Origin of the sequence: Microbacterium sp. NPDC086615, from assembly GCF_040686055.1 — a bacterium.
In the GTDB taxonomy this organism is placed as follows: domain Bacteria; phylum Actinomycetota; class Actinomycetes; order Actinomycetales; family Microbacteriaceae; genus Microbacterium.
Map to the genome: position 1 here is coordinate 1 of NZ_JBFBJJ010000017.1, position 17,448 is coordinate 17,448.

At 68.7% G+C, this 17,448-nt stretch carries 9 protein-coding genes; 2 read left to right on the forward strand and 7 right to left on the reverse strand.

Annotated features, from left to right (window positions below):
- Positions 1-127 precede the first annotated feature (127 nt).
- The 4 genes from rpoC to AB0O24_RS15215 form a co-directional block, all read right to left on the reverse strand.
- Positions 128-4,003: a DNA-directed RNA polymerase subunit beta' gene (gene rpoC, locus AB0O24_RS15200; RefSeq protein WP_275801743.1), complete on the reverse strand. Its 3,876-nt coding sequence runs from the start codon at positions 4,001-4,003 to the stop codon at positions 128-130.
- 71 nt (positions 4,004-4,074) lie between these two features.
- A complete protein-coding gene (gene rpoB, locus AB0O24_RS15205) occupies positions 4,075-7,569 on the reverse strand; it encodes a DNA-directed RNA polymerase subunit beta (RefSeq protein WP_275801742.1) in 3,495 nt (1,164 codons plus the stop codon).
- A gap of 272 nt (positions 7,570-7,841) precedes the next feature.
- Positions 7,842-9,512: an urea amidolyase family protein gene (locus AB0O24_RS15210; RefSeq protein WP_363376037.1), complete on the reverse strand. Its 1,671-nt coding sequence runs from the start codon at positions 9,510-9,512 to the stop codon at positions 7,842-7,844.
- Entirely contained in the window at positions 9,506-10,261 is a 756-nt protein-coding gene (locus AB0O24_RS15215) for a 5-oxoprolinase subunit PxpA (RefSeq protein ID WP_363376143.1), read from the reverse strand. Before AB0O24_RS15215 ends, AB0O24_RS15210 begins: the two co-directional genes overlap by 7 nt.
- Positions 10,262-10,519: 258 nt before the next feature.
- On the opposite strand from AB0O24_RS15215, the gene AB0O24_RS15220 reads away from it, so the two are divergent.
- Positions 10,520-12,184, forward strand: coding sequence for an ABC transporter ATP-binding protein (locus tag AB0O24_RS15220; protein WP_275801740.1), 1,665 nt, complete (start codon positions 10,520-10,522; stop codon positions 12,182-12,184).
- 292 nt (positions 12,185-12,476) lie between these two features.
- On the opposite strand, the gene AB0O24_RS15225 is transcribed toward AB0O24_RS15220, so the two are convergent.
- The 3 genes from AB0O24_RS15225 to AB0O24_RS15235 form a co-directional block, all read right to left on the reverse strand.
- Positions 12,477-13,379: an ABC transporter permease gene (locus AB0O24_RS15225; RefSeq protein ID WP_275798883.1), complete on the reverse strand. Its 903-nt coding sequence runs from the start codon at positions 13,377-13,379 to the stop codon at positions 12,477-12,479.
- A gap of 53 nt (positions 13,380-13,432) precedes the next feature.
- Positions 13,433-14,437 (reverse strand): ABC transporter permease, encoded by a 1,005-nt coding sequence (locus AB0O24_RS15230; RefSeq protein ID WP_275798880.1) that lies wholly within the window; start codon positions 14,435-14,437, stop codon positions 13,433-13,435.
- A gap of 137 nt (positions 14,438-14,574) precedes the next feature.
- Positions 14,575-16,242, reverse strand: coding sequence for an ABC transporter substrate-binding protein (locus AB0O24_RS15235; RefSeq protein WP_275799221.1), 1,668 nt, complete (start codon positions 16,240-16,242; stop codon positions 14,575-14,577).
- 308 nt (positions 16,243-16,550) lie between these two features.
- On the opposite strand from AB0O24_RS15235, the gene AB0O24_RS15240 reads away from it, so the two are divergent.
- Positions 16,551-17,417, forward strand: coding sequence for a fused MFS/spermidine synthase (locus AB0O24_RS15240; RefSeq protein WP_363376041.1), 867 nt, complete (start codon positions 16,551-16,553; stop codon positions 17,415-17,417).
- Positions 17,418-17,448 lie beyond the last annotated feature (31 nt).

Consider the following 17,448-nt stretch of genomic DNA (forward strand, 5'->3'; position numbering starts at 1 on the left):
AACTCATCCCGACGACGATCCTTCTCCTCCGAAAACGACACGGTGGTCGCAACCTCCCAAAATCTGGGGTGTTGCGACCACCGTTAGAACCCGCGTGAGCCGAGGGCCTTCGTGCGGGACGGATCCCTTAGTTGTAGCTACCGGGCGTGAAGTCGTCCGTCGTGAAGCTGTCGAAGTCGACGTAGCTCAGGTCGGCGTCGGAGTACGCGCCGTCCGAGGCGAAGATGCGGTTGGGGTACCGCTCGCTCTTGGCCTCTTCCGTCGCCTCGACGGTGACGTTGCGGTACTTCGACAGGCCCGTCCCCGCGGGGATGAGCTTTCCGATGATGACGTTCTCCTTCAGGCCGACGAGCGGGTCGCTCTTGCCCTCCATGGCCGCCTGCGTCAGGACGCGGGTGGTCTCCTGGAACGACGCGGCGGACAGCCACGACTCGGTCGCGAGCGACGCCTTCGTGATACCCATCAGCTCGGGACGACCCGACGCGGGGCGCTTGCCCTCGCCGACCGTCTCGCGGTTGATGTTCTGGTACCGCTTGAAGTCGACGAGCTCGCCCGGGAGCAGGTCGGTGTCGCCGTGGTCGACGACGGTGACCTTGCGCAGCATCTGGCGCACGATGACCTCGATGTGCTTGTCGTGGATCGGCACACCCTGCGAGCGGTACACGCCCTGGACGCCGTTCACGAGGTACTTCTGCACCTCGCGGGCACCCTGCACGCGCATGACCTCCTTGGGGTCCAGCGTTCCGACCTGGAGGGGCTCACCGACGGTGACGTGCTGGCCGTCCTCGACCAGGAGCGTCGCACGCTTCAGGACGGGGTAGACCACGGGCTCGTCGCCGTTGTCGGGCGTGAGGATGACCTTCTTGGCCTTCTCGGTCTCGTCGATCGTGATGCGGCCGTCGGCCTCGGCGATCGGCGAGGCACCCTTGGGGGTACGCGCCTCGAAGAGCTCCTGCACACGGGGAAGACCCTGCGTGATGTCGTCGGCCGACGCGGAACCACCGGTGTGGAAGGTACGCATCGTCAGCTGGGTACCGGGCTCACCGATCGACTGGGCCGCGATGATGCCGACGGCCTCGCCGATGTCGACGATCTTGCCGGTGGCGAGCGAACGGCCGTAGCACTTCGCGCAGACACCGACGGCGGAGTCGCAGGTCAGCACGGAGCGAACCTTGATGGACTCGATGCCACCCGCGACGAGCTTGTCGATGAGGACGTCGCCCACGTCGTCGCCGGCCTCGGCCAGGACGGCGCCCTGCGCGTCGACAACAGCCGTCGCCAGCGTGCGGGCGAACACCGAGTTCTCGACGTTCGCGTCCTTGACCAGCGCACCGGTCGAGTCGGCAGCGGCGATCGGGAGCTCGAGGCCCTTCGACGTGCCGCAGTCCTCCTCGCGGATGATGACGTCCTGCGAGACGTCGACCAGACGACGCGTCAGGTACCCCGAGTCGGCCGTACGGAGGGCCGTGTCGGCCAGACCCTTACGGGCACCGTGCGTCGCGATGAAGTACTCGGCGACCGACAGACCCTCGCGGTACGAGGAGATGATCGGACGCGGGATGATCTCACCCTTCGGGTTGTTCACAAGCCCTCGCATACCCGCGATGTTGCGGATCTGCAGCCAGTTACCACGGGCGCCCGACGAGACCATGCGGTTGATGGTGTTGTCGGCCGGGAAGTTGTCGCGCATCGCCTTCTGGACGGCATCCGTGGCCTCGGTCCAGATCTTGATGAGCTCCTGACGACGCTCGGCGTCGGTGGTGAGACCCTTCTCGTACTGCGCCTGGACCTTCGCGGCCTGCTTCTCGTAGCCGCCCACGATCTCGGCCTTGTTCGGCGGGGTGAGGATGTCGCTCAGCGCCACCGTGACACCCGAACGGGTGGCCCAGTAGAAGCCGGCGTCCTTGATCCGGTCGAGCGATGCCGCGACCTCGACCTTGGGGTACTCCTCGGCCAGCTTGTTGACGATCTGCGACAGCTTGCCCTTGTCTGCCTGCTCGCGAACGAACGGGTAGCCCTTGGGGAGCGTGGCGTTGAAGATCGCCTGGCCGAGCGAAGCGTCGACGAGACCGTGCTTGTCGTAGCCCTCGGGCGCCTGACCCTCGAGGAACGTCAGGCCGGGGATGCGGATGCGCGCCTTGGCCTGCAGGTCGAGGGTGCCCTCGTCCTTGGCCAGGATCGCCTCGCCCACCGAACCGAACGCACGGCCCTCACCGATCGCACCCTCCTTGAGGGTGGTCAGGTGGTGCAGGCCGATGATCATGTCCTGCGAGGGCAGGGTCACCGGGCGGCCGTCCGACGGCTTCAGGATGTTGTTCGAGGCGAGCATCAGCACGCGGGCCTCGGCCTGGGCCTCGACCGACAGCGGCAGGTGGACGGCCATCTGGTCACCGTCGAAGTCGGCGTTGAACGCCGCGCAGACGAGCGGGTGCAGCTGAATCGCCTTGCCCTCGACGAGCTGGGGCTCGAACGCCTGGATGCCGAGACGGTGCAGGGTGGGTGCACGGTTCAGCAGCACGGGACGCTCGCGGATGATCTCTTCGAGCACGTCCCAGACCTCGGGACGGTAGCGCTCGACGGCGCGCTTGGCAGCCTTGATGTTCTGCGAGTGACCGAGGTCGATCAGGCGCTTGATCACGAACGGCTTGAAGAGCTCGAGCGCCATCTGCTTGGGCAGACCGCATTGGTGCAGCTTCAGCTGGGGTCCGACGATGATGACCGAACGGCCCGAGTAGTCGACGCGCTTTCCGAGCAGGTTCTGGCGGAAACGACCCTGCTTTCCCTTGAGCATGTCGCTCAGGGACTTGAGGGCACGGTTGCCGGTACCGGTCACGGGGCGACCACGGCGGCCGTTGTCGAACAGCGCGTCGACGGCCTCCTGCAGCATGCGCTTCTCGTTGTTGACGATGATCTCGGGGGCACCGAGGTCGATCAGGCGACGGAGGCGGTTGTTGCGGTTGATCACGCGACGGTAGAGGTCGTTCAGGTCGCTGGTGGCGAAGCGGCCACCGTCGAGCTGGACCATCGGGCGCAGCTCCGGCGGGATCACCGGAACGACGTCGAGCACCATCGAGGCCGGCGACATGCCGGTCTGCAGGAACGAGTTGACGACCTTCAGACGCTTGATCGCGCGGATCTTGCGCTGGCCCTTGCCCTCGGAGATCTGCAGGTGGAGGCTGTCGGCCTCGGCCTGCAGGTCGAAGGTCTCGAGGCGGCGCTTGATCGACTCGGCGCCCATGTGGGCCTCGAAGTACTGACCGAAGCGGTCCTGCAGCTCGTGGAAGACGTCGTCCTCGGGCTTGAGGGCGCCGACCTCGAGCGTGCGGAAGTCCTCCCACACGCGCTCGAGCTTGGCGATCTGCTCGTCCGCGTTCTTACGAACGGCCGTCATGTCCTTCTCGGCGGCGTCCTTGACCTTCTTCTTCTGGTCCGCCTTGGCGCCCTCCGCCTCGAGGGCGGCGAGCTCCTCCTCGAGCTTGGCCAGGCGAGCGGCGATGCGGGCATCGCGGCGGTCGCCGAGCGTCTTCAGCTCGAGACGGATGTTGTTCTCCTGCGTGGCGAGGTCGCGGTGACGAGCATCCTCGTCGACCGATATCACCATGTAGGCGGCGAAGTAGATGACCTTCTCGAGGTCCTTCGGCGCCATGTCGAGCAGGTAGCCGAGGCGCGAGGGAACACCCTTGAAGTACCAGATGTGAGTGACGGGCGCGGCGAGCTCGATGTGGCCCATGCGCTCGCGACGGACCGAGGACTTGGTGACTTCGACGCCGCAGCGCTCGCAGACGATGCCCTTGAAGCGCACGCGCTTGTACTTGCCGCAGGCGCACTCCCAGTCACGGGAGGGTCCGAAGATCTGCTCGCCGAAGAGGCCGTCCTTCTCGGGCTTCAGCGTGCGGTAGTTGATCGTCTCGGGCTTCTTGACCTCACCGAAGGACCAACGACGGATGTCGTCGGCGGTGGCCAGACCGATACGGATCTGATCGAAAGTGGTTGATTCGAGCACTGGTTCTCCTGTGTCGGAATTCTCAAATGAAGATCGTGTCGCTGTGCTTCGACAAGCTCAGCAACCAGAGCTCAGATCTCGTCGATCGACGAGGACTCGAAGCGGCTGGAGATGTTGATGCCGAGCTCTTCCGCGGCGCGGAAGGCGTCGTCATCCGTGTCACGGAGGTTGACCGCGGTGCCGTCGGCCGAGAGGACCTCGACGTTCAGGCAGAGCGACTGCATTTCCTTCATGAGGACCTTGAACGACTCGGGGATGCCGGGCTCCTGGATGTTCTCGCCCTTGACGATCGCCTCGTAGACCTTGACGCGGCCGAGGATGTCGTCGGACTTGATCGTGAGGAGCTCCTGCAGCGCGTACGCGGCACCGTAGGCCTCGAGGGCCCACACTTCCATCTCACCGAAGCGCTGGCCACCGAACTGCGCCTTACCACCGAGCGGCTGCTGGGTGATCATCGAGTACGGGCCCGTCGAACGCGCGTGGATCTTGTCGTCGACCAGGTGGTGCAGCTTCAGGATGTACATGTAGCCGACCGAGATGGGCGCCGGGAAGGGCTCGCCGTAGCGACCGTCGAACAGGATGGTCTTCCCGCTCGAGTCGATCAGACGCTGGCCGTCGCGGTTGGGGATCGTGGAGTCGAGCAGACCCGCGATCTCCTCCTCGAAGGCGCCGTCGAACACCGGGGTCGCGACCTTGGTGCCGGGAGCGGCCTCGCGAGCCTGCTCGGGCAGGTGCGCCGCCCACTCGGGGGTGCCCTCGACCTTCCAGCCCTGCTGGGCGATCCAGCCGAGGTGCAGCTCCAGGACCTGACCGAAGTTCATTCGACCGGGGATACCGAGCGGGTTCAGCACGACGTCGACAGGGGTGCCGTCGGCGAGGAAGGGCATGTCCTCGATCGGAAGGATCTTGGCGATGACACCCTTGTTGCCGTGGCGGCCGGCGAGCTTGTCGCCCTCGGTGATCTTGCGCTTCTGGGCGATGTAGACCACGACGCGGCGGTTGACGCCCGAGCCGAGCTCGTCGTCTCCGTCTTCGGCGTTGAACTCCTTGACGGCGATGATCGTGCCCTGCTCGCCGTGGGGCACCTTCAGCGAGGTGTCACGGACTTCGCGGCTCTTCTCGTTGAAGATGGCGCGGAGCAGACGCTCTTCGGCGCTGAGCTCGGTCTCGCCCTTGGGCGTGACCTTGCCGACGAGGATGTCGCCGGGGCGCACCTCGGCACCGATGCGGACGATGCCACGCTCGTCGAGGTCCTTCAGCAGGTCGGGGCTGACGTTGGGGAGATCACGCGTGATCTCTTCCTTGCCGAGCTTCGTGTCGCGGGCGTCGACCTCGTACTCCTCGATGTGGATCGAGGAGAGCGTGTCGTCCTTCACCAGGTCCTGGCTCAGGATGATCGCGTCTTCGAAGTTGTGACCCTCCCACGTCATGAACGCCACGAGGAGGTTCTTGCCGAGGGCGAGCTCGCCGTTCTCGGTGGCGGGGCCGTCGGCGATGACCTCGCCGGCCTCGACACGCTCGCCGGCGGAGACGACCACACGCTGGTTGTACGACGTGCCCTGGTTGGAGCGGTCGAACTTGCGGAGGAAGTAGTCCTGCGTGCCGCCCTCGTCGAGCTGCACGGTCACGACGTCGGCCGAGACCTCGAGGACCACACCGGACTTCTCGGCGGTCACGACGTCACCGGCGTCGATCGCGGCGAAGCCCTCCATACCGGTACCGACCACGGGCGACTCGCTGCGCACGAGCGGCACGGCCTGGCGCTGCATGTTCGCACCCATGAGGGCGCGGTTGGCGTCGTCGTGCTCGAGGAAGGGGATGAGCGAGGTCGCCACCGACACCATCTGGCGCGGCGAGACGTCCATGTAGCCGATCTCCTCCACCGGGAAGAGGTCGACCTCGCCACCCTGACCACGACGGGCCAGGATGCGGTCCTCCACGAAGTGGCCGTCGGCCTTGAGGGCGACACCGGCCTGGGCGACGATGTGGTCGCTCTCTTCGCTGGCCGTGAGGTAGTCGATCGTGTCGGTCACGCGACCGTCCACGACGCGACGGTACGGCGTCTCGATGAAGCCGAACGCGTTGATGCGGGCGAACGAGGCGAGCGAACCGATCAGACCGATGTTCGGGCCTTCGGGCGTCTCGATCGGGCACATGCGGCCGTAGTGCGAGGGGTGGACGTCACGGACCTCGACGCCGGCGCGCTCACGCGACAGACCGCCGGGACCCAGCGCCGACAGGCGACGCTTGTGGGTCAGACCCGCGAGCGGGTTGTTCTGGTCCATGAACTGCGACAGCTGCGAGGTTCCGAAGAACTCCTTGATCGCGGCGACGACGGGGCGCACGTTGATCAGGGTCTGCGGCGTGATCGCCTCGATGTCCTGCGTGGTCATGCGCTCGCGGACGACGCGCTCCATGCGCGACAGACCGGTGCGGACCTGGTTCTGGATGAGCTCGCCGACCGCGCGGATACGACGGTTGCCGAAGTTGTCGATGTCGTCGGTGTCGAGACGGATCTCGGCGGGCTTGCCGCCGCGCACGCCGTCGAACGACACGTCGCCGCGGTGCAGGCGGACGAGGTACTTGATCGTCGCGACGATGTCGTCGACGGTCAGAACCGAGTCGCTGAGCGGCTTGTCGAGGCCGAGCTTCTGGTTGATCTTGTAGCGACCCACCTTGGCCAGGTCGTAGCGCTTGGCGTTGAAGTAGAAGTTGTCGAGGAGCGCGCGCGCAGCCTCGGCGGCCACCTGCTCGCCCGGACGGAGCTTGCGGTAGATGTCGCGGAGGGCGTCTTCCTTCGTGAGGATCGTGTCCTTGGACAGCGTCTCTTCGATGGAGTCGAAGCCGGCGAACTCGGCGAGGATGTCTTCGCTGGTCAGGCCGAGGGCCTTGAGGAAGACGGTGACCGACTGCTTGCGCTTGCGGTCGATGCGGACGCCGACCTGGTCGCGCTTGTCGATCTCGAACTCGAGCCAGGCACCGCGCGAGGGGATGACGCGCGCCGACACGATGTCCTTGTCGGACGTCTTGTCGGGGGTCTTGTCGAAGTAGACACCGGGCGAGCGCACGAGCTGCGACACCACGACACGCTCGGTGCCGTTGATGATGAACGTGCCCTTGTCGGTCTGGAGCGGGAAGTCGCCCATGAAGACCGTCTGCGTCTTGATCTCACCGGTCTGGTGGTTCATGAACTCGGCCTCGACGTACAGCGGGGCGGCGTAGGTCTTGCCGCGCTCCTTGCACTCTTCGATCGAGTACTTCTCGGGCTCGAGGTAGGGGTTGGTGAACGAGAGCTGCATCGTCTCGCTGAGGTCTTCGATCGGCGAGATCTCTTCGAAGATCTCCTCCAGACCGCTGATCTCGGGCACGTCGGTGCGGCCTTCGGCCTGCGCCTCGGCGACGCGGGCCTTCCATGCGTCGTTACCGACGAGCCAATCGAACGACTCGGTCTGCAGTGCGAGCAGATCGGGAACGGTCAGCTTGTCGGAGATCTTCGCGAACGAGAGGCGAGATGCGCCGCGTCCGCTCTTCGGGGTGGTGGTGGATGCGTTGCTCGCAGCAGCCAAGGGAATAACCTCCAGAAGCCCGGGCGAGGGGCTCGTGATTCCTTGTCGTCAGGTGGAGTGCGTTCCTGCCCCGATAACCTGCTCGCCACACACCGCGGTGAAGCGGGGACGGACAGGCTCAGCCGACCACCATATGAGGGCAGGGGGAATCGAGGAGCGCAAAGTCCAAGCATACGCGGGAGGACTCGCCGTGTCCAGTCGAATTCTTGACGCGTTTGCGGACCTGCGGTATAACCGCGCACGCCCGTCGAGCATTCCCCCCGGCGAGGGCGTCAGACGCGCCGGAACCGCACGCGATCGCCCGGTCTCGCCTGCGCGAGCGCGTCGAGCGTGGCATCCGTCACCACGGCGATCACGGGGTATCCCCCGGTGACCGGACCGTCGGCCAGAAGCACGACCGGTCGCCCGTGCGGCGGGACCTGAATCGCCCCCGGGCGCATCCCCTCGCTCGGCAGTTCACCGGGACGGAGTCGCTCGAGCTCGGGCCCATCGAGACGGATGCCGACACGATCGGCGTGGGTCGACACCTCCCACTCGGTGCCGACCAGCGCCGCCATCGCCCCCGGATCGAACCAGTCCGAACGCGGTCCCGCGGCGATGCCCACCTCGAGCAGCGCGGGCGGAACGGACCACGGGAAGAAGTCGAGCACGGGGATCGCGGATGCCGGCACCCCCGCGCAGAGCACGTCTCCCGCGCGCACGGGGTCGGGTCCGAGGCCGGCGAGCACGTCGCTCGCTCGCGACCCGAGAGCGAGCGGCGCGAGGACACCGCCGCGCAGGGCGAGGAAGGAGCGCAGGCCGGCGAGAACGGGCCCGATGGAGATCTCGGCGCCCGCGGGGACCCGGACGGGGGCGTAGAGATCGCGCGCCCGACCGTCGACGCGCAGGTCGGTGAGAGCGCCGGTCACGCACACCCACGTGTCGGCTTCGGCCCGCGCGCGGAAGCCGCCGAGCGCGATCTCGAGACCCGCGGCCCCCTCGGCGTTGCCGACCAGGCGATTGGCGATGCGGAGTGCGGTCCGGTCGAGCGCGCCCGAGCGCGCGACGCCGAGGGCCGCGAGATGCGGACGTCCCAGATCCTGGACGGTGGTGAAGCCGCCGGAGTCGAGAACATGCAGCGCCGGGGCCGGGGCGAGCGCGGTGGCGGGACGGGAGGAGATTCCGGCGCGGGAGGAGGAGTCCGCGCCATCCGGTCCTCCGCTGCGCAGATCCCCTCCGCTCTCGGCACCGGCGAGGGGCCGGGGCCCCTCGACAGGCTCAGGCGGCTCGGGGGAGCCCCCGTCCGCGCGAGGCTCGGCCTCGGAGACTCGGGCGGCCTCGATGCGGGCGGGCTGCGGGACGAAGCGCACGCGGGCGCGCGGGGGAAGCAGCACCGGGTCGGCGGCATCCGGATCGAAGAGGACCGCATCGGTCGTCCCGATGAGCCTCCACCCGCCGGGGGTCTCGCGCGGATACGCACCGCTGAAGCCACCGGCCAGACCCACCGCCCCCGCCGGCACACGGGTGCGGGGCTGGGTGAGCCGCGGCACGTCGAACGGCCAGTCCTCGCTCACCAGGTAGGCGAAGCCCGGGGCGAAGCCGGTGAAGGCCACCGTCCACGGGGCGGCGGAATGCCGGGTGATGAGCTCGTCGACGCGGATGCCGAGCGAGGCGGCGGTGGAGGTGAGATCGGCGCCGTCGTACCGCAGCGGAACCTCGACGAGGGGGCCGGAGGGGGTGGCATCCGGAGCCGTCCGAGAAGCCGCGTGGATCCAGGCGCGGACGGCATCGAGCGAGATGCGACGCGGGTCGAAGGCGACCAGAACGGTGCGGGCGGCGGGGACGAGGTCGTCGATGCCCGCGGGCGGATCCGCGGCGAGCGCGGCGTGCAGCGCCAGGACGGCGGCGAGGTCGGCGACCTCGGCGAGGACGGCGCGCTCCCCCATCGGGAGCAGCGTCACCACGGTGCGCGCACCTCGACGCCCGCGGCGTCCAGGGCGGCACGGACGGCGCGGGCCATCGCGACCGCCGACGGGGTGTCGCCGTGCAGGCAGAGCGAGGCAGCGGCGACGGCGATGCGATCACCGTCGACCGTCTCGACCTCGCCCTCGCGCACGAGCCGCAGCGCGCGCGCGGCGACGCGGGCCGGATCCTCGATGAGGTCGCCGGGTTCGCCGCGCGGGACGAGGCCGCCGTCCGCGGTGTATCCGCGATCCAGGAAGGCCTCGTGCACGAAGGGAAGACCCGCGGATGCCGCGACCTCGGCGATCACGCCCGGAAGCCCGAGCACGGGGAGGGCACGACCGAGACGCGAGGACAGGTCGACGACGGCGTCGACGACCGCCCGCGCCTGCTCGGCATCGTCACGGACAGCGTGATAGAGCGCCCCGTGGGGCTTCACGTAACGAAGGTCGGCGCCGGCCGCCACGAGCGCGGCGAGCTGCGCGGCGACGCTCGTGCGGAGCTCGGCGACGGCGGGCTGGCGGCGGATACGGCCGAAGTTCTCCCGGTCCGCGTAGGAGGGGTGGGCGCCCACGGCGACGCCGAAGCGCGCGGCCCGCGCCACGGCTTCGCGCATCGACGCAGCATCACCCGCGTGGCCACCGCAGGCGACGTTGGCGCTCGAGATCACGGCGAACATCGCCTCGTCGTCGGCGGTCGGCATCCCGTCGACGGTCTCGCCGAGGTCGGCGTTCAGGTCCACGCGCATGATGCCCACGGTAGCGCCGCGCGGGCGTGGGCTCACCGGCAGTGCGGGTTCACGGCCCCTCAGCTTCGGGGCGCCGTTCCTTCATCGGCGCGGCCCGCGCGCGCCCCGAACGGCGGAAAGCGCCCCGAGCGGGGGACGCGCCCGGCCGGCACGCTCCCGACCCGCGGTCTGCCGGGGCGTGATCGCGCCGACGCGTTACGGCCGCGTGACGATGTGCGCCGGGGGGTGGGCAGACGGGGCCGGGCGGACGAGGATGGACGAATGACCTCCGATGTCGCCGGTCCCCCCGCTCCGGCATCCCCCCAGCCCCTTCTCTCGGTCCGTGATCTCGCGGTCGACTTCGCCACCATGGATGGCCCCGTGCGGGCCGTCGATGGGGTGAGCCTCGACATCCACGCGGGTGAGACCATCGCGATCGTCGGCGAGTCCGGCTCCGGCAAGTCGACGACCGCGATGGCGATCATCGGCCTGCTGGCATCCGGTGGACGCGTCTCGCGCGGACAGATCCTGCTCGACGGCGAAGACCTCACGACCTTCGGCGAGGCCCGCATGCGCCAGGTACGCGGTCGCCAGATCGGCCTCGTGCCCCAGGACCCGATGTCGAACCTGAACCCGGTCGCGAGAATCGGCACGCAGGTGGCGGAGACGCTGCTCGCCCACGGCCTCGCCGACCGGTCGAGCGTGAAGGGCAGAGTCGTCGAAGCGCTCGAGGCCGCCGGCCTCCCGGACGCCGCGAAGCGGGCGGCGCAGTACCCGCACGAGTTCTCCGGCGGCATGCGGCAGCGCGCGCTCATCGCGATCGGGCTCGCGTGTCGCCCCCGCCTGCTCATCGCCGACGAGCCGACGAGTGCCCTCGACGTCACCGTGCAGCAGACGATCCTCGACCAGATCGACAAACAGACGAACGAGCTGGGGGCCGCCGTCCTGCTCATCACGCACGACCTCGGCCTCGCCGCCGAGCGGGCGTCGAGAGTCGTCGTGATGCACCGCGGACGGGTCGTGGAGCAGGGCCCGGCGCGGCAGATCCTGGAGAATCCGCAGCACGCGTACACGAAATCGCTCGTGGCGGCGGCGCCGTCGGTGGCGGCGGTGCGCTTGCGGCCGGAGGACTTCCGCGGCGACCGGGCGGTCGAGACCCGAGACGACATCGTCGAGATCGAGGGGCTCACCAAGGTGTACCCCGTGCGCGGCCGCGGTGAGGACTTCCGCGCGGTCGACGACGTCTCGCTGTCGATCCCCCGCGGCCAGACGGTCGCGATCGTGGGCGAGTCGGGATCGGGCAAGACCACCACGGCCCGCATGCTGCTCAAGGTCGTCGAGCCGACGAGCGGCTCGATCCGCTTCGACGGCCAGGACGTCTCGGCGCTGAAGGGCGAGGCGCTCCGGCAGTTCCGCCAGAGAGTGCAGCCGATCTTCCAGGATCCTTACTCCAGCCTGAACCCCATGTTCACGGTCGAGCGGATCGTGGAGGAACCCCTCTCCTTCTATAAGCGCGGGTCGAAGGCCGACCGTTCGAAGCGCGTGCGCCAGTTGATGGATGACGTGGCTCTGCCGGCATCCATGCTCCGCCGCTACCCCTCGGAGCTGTCGGGCGGGCAGCGGCAGCGCGTCGCGATCGCCCGCGCCCTCGCCCTCTCGCCCGAGCTGATCGTGTGCGACGAGCCGGTGTCGGCGCTCGACGTGCTCGTGCAGGCCCAGATCCTCGAGCTGCTGGGCGACCTTCAGCGCGAATACGGGCTGAGCTACCTCTTCATCTCGCACGACCTCGCCGTGGTGCGCCTGATCAGCGACTACGTGTGCGTGATGAAGGACGGACGCCTCGTGGAGGCGGCATCCAGCGAAGAGGTCTTCACGAATCCGCGCGATCCGTACACGCGGCGCCTACTGTCGTCGATCCCGGGGAATGAGTTGGGGCTGGCCGGCTGACGTCGCCGTTCCGGTGACGCCCTCGCCCGTTCGGGGGACGCATGTCCCACAATGTGCGAGATCACCGCACCATTCCTGCACAAAGTGGGACACCCCCTCTTCGGCCGGCGTCCCAACCCACGGCATGTCCCACCCCACCCCAGTCCATGTCCCACCCCACCCCAGGGCATGTCCCACATTGTGCGAAATCCCGACGGGACTTCTGCACAAAGTGGGACATGGATGCCGCGGCGCCGACGCCGCGGCCCCGACCCGCGCGAGCGGGCCGGGGCCGGAACAGCCGGGCGAGGCGCTACCGCGCGCGGGTGCGCGGGTCCATCGCCTCGCGGAGGGACTCGCCGAGGAGAGTGAAGCCCAGGGCCGTGACGGCGATGCAGATGCCGGGGAGGAACGCCAGCCACGGGGCGATCGCCAGCTCGGCCTGCGCGTAGGTGAGCATGCGGCCCCACTCGGCGGTCTGCGGGAGACCGCCGCCGAGGCCCAGGAACGACAGCGCGGCGGCGTCGATCACAGCGGTCGCGAGCGTCAGGGTGCCCTGCACGATGACCGGGCCGACGCTGTTGGGCAGCACGTGCGTCATCGTGATGGTCCGGCGGCTGAGGCCGAGGGTCTGCGCCGAGAGCACGTAATCGGCGCCACGTTGCTGCAGCATCGATGCCCTCAGAAGGCGCGCGAACACCGGCACCTGCGACGCGCCGATGGCGATCATGATCGCGAGCTGGCTCTGGCCGAGGATTGCGGCGATCGAGACGGCGAGCAGCAGGTTCGGCACCGACAGGAGGATGTCGACGAACCGCATCACGAGCGCGTCGACCCAGCCACCGAACATCCCCGCCAGCAATCCGAGCGCCATTCCGCCCAGAAGACCCAGGGCCGTGGAGATCACCCCGATCTGCAGGGACGCCTGGGCGCCCCAGATGAGCTTGGACAGCACATCGCCGCCGAACCGGTCGAGGCCGAGGGGGAACTCCGCCATCTCGCCCGGGCCGGGGATGTCGGTCGGGGTGATGAAGCGCTGGCCCGGCAGCGACTCGGCCGGGTACGGGGCGAGGAGAGGTGCGAGCGCGGCGACGAGGAGGAACGCCAGCACGATGATCGCGCCGATCCAGGCGACCGGGCTGCGGCGGAGGCGCTGGAACACGTCGTGCCAGAAACCGCCGCGCGCCTGGGCGGCGAGCAGTTGCGAGTCGACCACCGCGTTGTCGTCGACGGGGCCGCCACTGGGGGCGGGAGGGAGGATCGAAGAGCTCACTGGACTCTCACTCTCGGGTCGATGACGCTGTACGACAGGTCGACCAACAGGTTGATGAGCGCGTACGCGATCGCGATGAAGATGATGAAGCCCTGCAGCACCGGGAAGTCGCGCGTGAAGATCGCCCGCGCGAGGAACTGCCCGATACCCGGGAACGCGAACACGGTCTCGGTGAGCACCGCGCCGGAGATGAGCAGGCCCGCCTGCAGTCCCACCGTCGTGATGACGGGGAGCATCGCGTTCCGCAGGATGAAGCGGTTGCGCAGCGTCCCGGTGCCGATGCCCTTCGCGCGGCCCGTACGCACGTAGTCGGCGTTCTGCACCTCCAGCACCGAGGCACGCGTGATGCGCACGATGATGGCGAGCGGAATGGTGCCGAGGGCGATCGCCGGCAGGATCAGGTGGAGGATGGCATCCCACGACGCGTCGAACTCGCCCGTGATCAGGCCGTCGAACACGTACAGGTTCGTGTAGTGCGTCGCGTCGATGCGCGGGTTCTGCCGGCCGTCGGAGGGCAACCAGCCCAGCTGGACAGCGAAGACGTACTTGAGGATGAACGCCAGGAAGAACACCGGGATCGTGATGCCGATGAGGCTGAGCACGACCGCGGTGTGGTCCCAGATCTTGCCGTGCCGGCGCGCCGCCCAGTATCCGAGCGGGATGCCGATGCCCACCGCCACGATGAGCGCGGCGATCGACAGCTCGAGGGTCGCCGGGAACCGGCGGACGAACTCCTCGAGCACGGGCCGGCCCGTCTGGATCGAGGAGCCGAAGTCGCCGGTGGCGAGGCGCCCGAGCCAGGTGAAGTACTGCACGTAGAGCGGCTCGTTGAAGCCGTAGAGCTCGTTGATGCGCTCGACGGCCTCGGGCGTCGCGCGCTCACCAAGAAGGGCGACGGCGGGGCCGCCGGGAAGCGCGCGGACCCAGGCGAAGAGCAGGATCGAGAGGCCGAACAGGGTCGGGATGAGCAGGAGCAGGCGTCTGCCGATGGTGCGGAGCACGGGTTCTCACAGGGTGTCGGGAGCGGGGGGACGCGGGATGCCGCCGGCCCGGCCGTCCGAGACGGCGCCGGGGCGGCGGCATCCGTGAGCCGTGGGCCCCTACTCCCTCGAGGGGGACGGAGCCCACGGCATCCGGATCACTCGGTGAGTTCGATCTCGTTGTAGACCTCGTCCTGCACGGGGCTGGCCGGGTACGACTTCACGCGCTTCGCGAAGGCGAGCGTCGGCACCGGGTTCGCGAGCGGGACACCGGGCAGGAACTGCGCGATCTGCTCGTTCACCGCCTGGTACGCGGGGTCCTGCTCGGCCTCGGTCGCGATGCCGCGGGCCGAGGTGAGTGCCGAGAAGAGCTGGGCGTTGTCGAAGCCCCACTCGTTCGACTTCCCGCCGAAGAACGTGCCCACGAAGTTGTCGGGGTCGTTGTAGTCGCCGGTCCAACCGAGCAGGTGGATGCCGTGCTCGCTGCCGCCCTGGATGAGGTCGAGGTACTCGCCCCACTCGTTCGACACCGGGTTGACGACGATCCCCACCGCCTGCAGCTGCGACTGCAGGTTGGTGAAGATCTGCTCGGGGTTCGGCATGTACGGACGCGAGATGTTGACCGGGTAATTGAAGGTCAGGGTCAACGGGTTCGCCTCGGTGAAGCCGGCCTCGGCGAGGAGGGCCTTGGCGGCCTCCTGGTCGAAGTCGTACGTCGTGACTCCGGAGTTGAAGCCGATGACACTCTCGGGCATGAACTGGGATGCCACGGTGGTGCCCTCGGGCAGCACCTGGGTCACCAGCTGCTCCTTGTCGATGGCGTGGGCGATGGCTTGGCGCACGCGGATGTCGGCGAGCGCGGGGTCGGCCTGATTCATCCCGAGGTAGAGGATGTTGAACGGGTCGCGGTTGGTGAGCATGTAGCCCGCGCTCTCGAGCGCACCGAGATCGGCCGGCGCGACGAGGTCGTAGCCGTCGATCGAGCCGGACTCGAGAGCCTGACGCCGTGCGGTGGTGTCGCCGATCACGCGGAAGATGACCTGCTGCACCTGGCCCTGCTCGCCCCAGTACCCGTCGAACGCGGTGACGGTCGCTTCGGCACCCGGCTCCCACGAGTCGAACCGGAACGGGCCGGTACCGGTGGGGTGCGCCTGGGCGTACTCGCTGAGCGTCGGCGCCTCGGACGTGCCGCCGACCTCGTCGGCCTGGTACTCCTGCAGGGCAGTGGGGCTCTGGATCGCGAAGGCGGGGAGCGAGAGCGCCGGGATGAAGCCGGCGAACGGCTCGGTCAGTGTGATCGTGACCTCGGTCGGGCTGGTCGCTTCGCAGCCCCCGTAGATGGAGGTGCCCGTGTCGGCGTAGCCGCGCATGATCTTGCCCCAGTAGTAGGACAGGCTCTCGGACTGCGCGATGCCGGTGAAGTTGTTCTGCCGGTCGAAGTTGAAGCAGACCGCGTCGGCGTTGAAGTCGGTGTCGTCGTGGAACTTCACGCCCTCTTTGAGCTGGAAGGTGTACGAGAGCCCGTCGTCGGACTGCGTCCAGCTCTCGGCGAGCATGGGCGCGGGGTCGGCCGTCCCCGACTCGACGCCGACGAGTCCCTCGAAGATCTGCCGCGAGATGCGGAACGACTCGCCGTCGCTCGCGAACGCGGGGTCGAGGCTCGACGGATCGCCCGAGGCGCCGAAGACGAAGGTGGAGTCGACGTCGCCGCCGGCATTGCCGCCGCCGTTGTCGTCGCGCTGGCTCGTGCAGCCCGAGAGGGCGAGCGCACCGATGGCGATGATCGCGCCTCCCGCGAGCACGCGGGTACGGAGATTTTCTTGCATTTTTTGTTGTGACCTTCCGGGGGGAGGAAAGGAGGAGCCCGACGGCGCTGTCACTTCGTCGTGCCGCGCTCCGCTTGCTGTTCCCCTGACCGTACAGGTCGCAACGCCCGCTGCCCATTGCCCGTGTGTATCGATCGTGTTTCGGGTGGGCGGGCAGGATGCCACAGCGAAACGGCGCGGAACACCCACTTCGCGCAGCCCGGCGACGTGCGGCGCAGCGATTCGCTCACCAACGCGCGCGCCCGCCGCCTCCGCGGGCGGCACGGCGGCATCCGGAGCGCCCGGACCCGAGGGCCTAACGTGGAGGAATGGCTCGAATGCGCATCGAACCCGACGACGCCCCCACCGCACGACTGTCGGACGGCTCGATCGCGCGCGTCTCGCCGTCGGGCTTCGTCTCGGGCTTCGAGCTCGTGGTCGACGGCACCCCGCAGTCGCACGTCGACCTCGACGACCCCACGCACCTGCACTTCGAGTACATCGCCCGCATGGGCGCGGTCATCGATCGACTCCGGATGCCGGGACAGCCGCTGACCGCTGTGCACCTGGGTGCGGGTGCCCTCACTCTTCCCCGCTACGTCGAAGCCACTCGGCCGGGCTCGCGGCAACAGGTCATCGAGCTCGAGCCCCGACTGTGGGACCTCGTCCGCGAGAACCTCCCCCTCCCCCGCGGAGCCGCCGTGCGCGTGCGGATCGGTGACGCGCGCGCGGGCCTCTCGCGGCTTCCCGCCGGCCTCACCGGCGCCGTGGATCTCCTCGTCAGCGACGTGTACTCGGGGGCGCAGACGCCCGCGCACCTGACGACGGTGGAGTTCTATCGCGAGGCCGCACGCCTGCTCGCACCCGATGGCGTACTCCTCGTCAACGTCTCCGACGGCCCCGGCCTCGCGTTCGCGCGTCGTCAGGTCGCGACGGTGCGCGAGGTGCTCCCCGAGGTGATCCTCCTCGCCGAGGTGCAGGTGCTGAAGGGCCGCCGGTTCGGCAACCTCGTGATCGCCGCCTCGGCGGCTCGCCTTCCCGTCGAGTGGCTGCCGCGACTCATGGCCGCCGGCCCGCACCCCGCGAAGGTGTCACAGGGGGCCGAGATCGAGGAGTTCGTCCGCGGTGCGCGTCCGGCGACGGATGCCGACGCCACACCGTCTCCCAAGCCCTCGGCATCCCTCTTCGAACGCTGACCGCGTGGCGGTCTTCGAATGCTGACCGCGT

What these genes read in the sequence shown, in the direction of transcription:
- AB0O24_RS15220 (WP_275801740.1), top strand. Translation starts at nt 10,520, where the DNA reads ATGACCTCCGATGTCGCCGGTCCCCCCGCTCCGGCATCCCCCCAGCCC.
- AB0O24_RS15235 (WP_275799221.1), bottom strand. Translation starts at nt 16,242, where the DNA reads ATGCAAGAAAATCTCCGTACCCGCGTGCTCGCGGGAGGCGCGATCATC.
- AB0O24_RS15240 (WP_363376041.1), top strand. Translation starts at nt 16,551, where the DNA reads ATGGCTCGAATGCGCATCGAACCCGACGACGCCCCCACCGCACGACTG.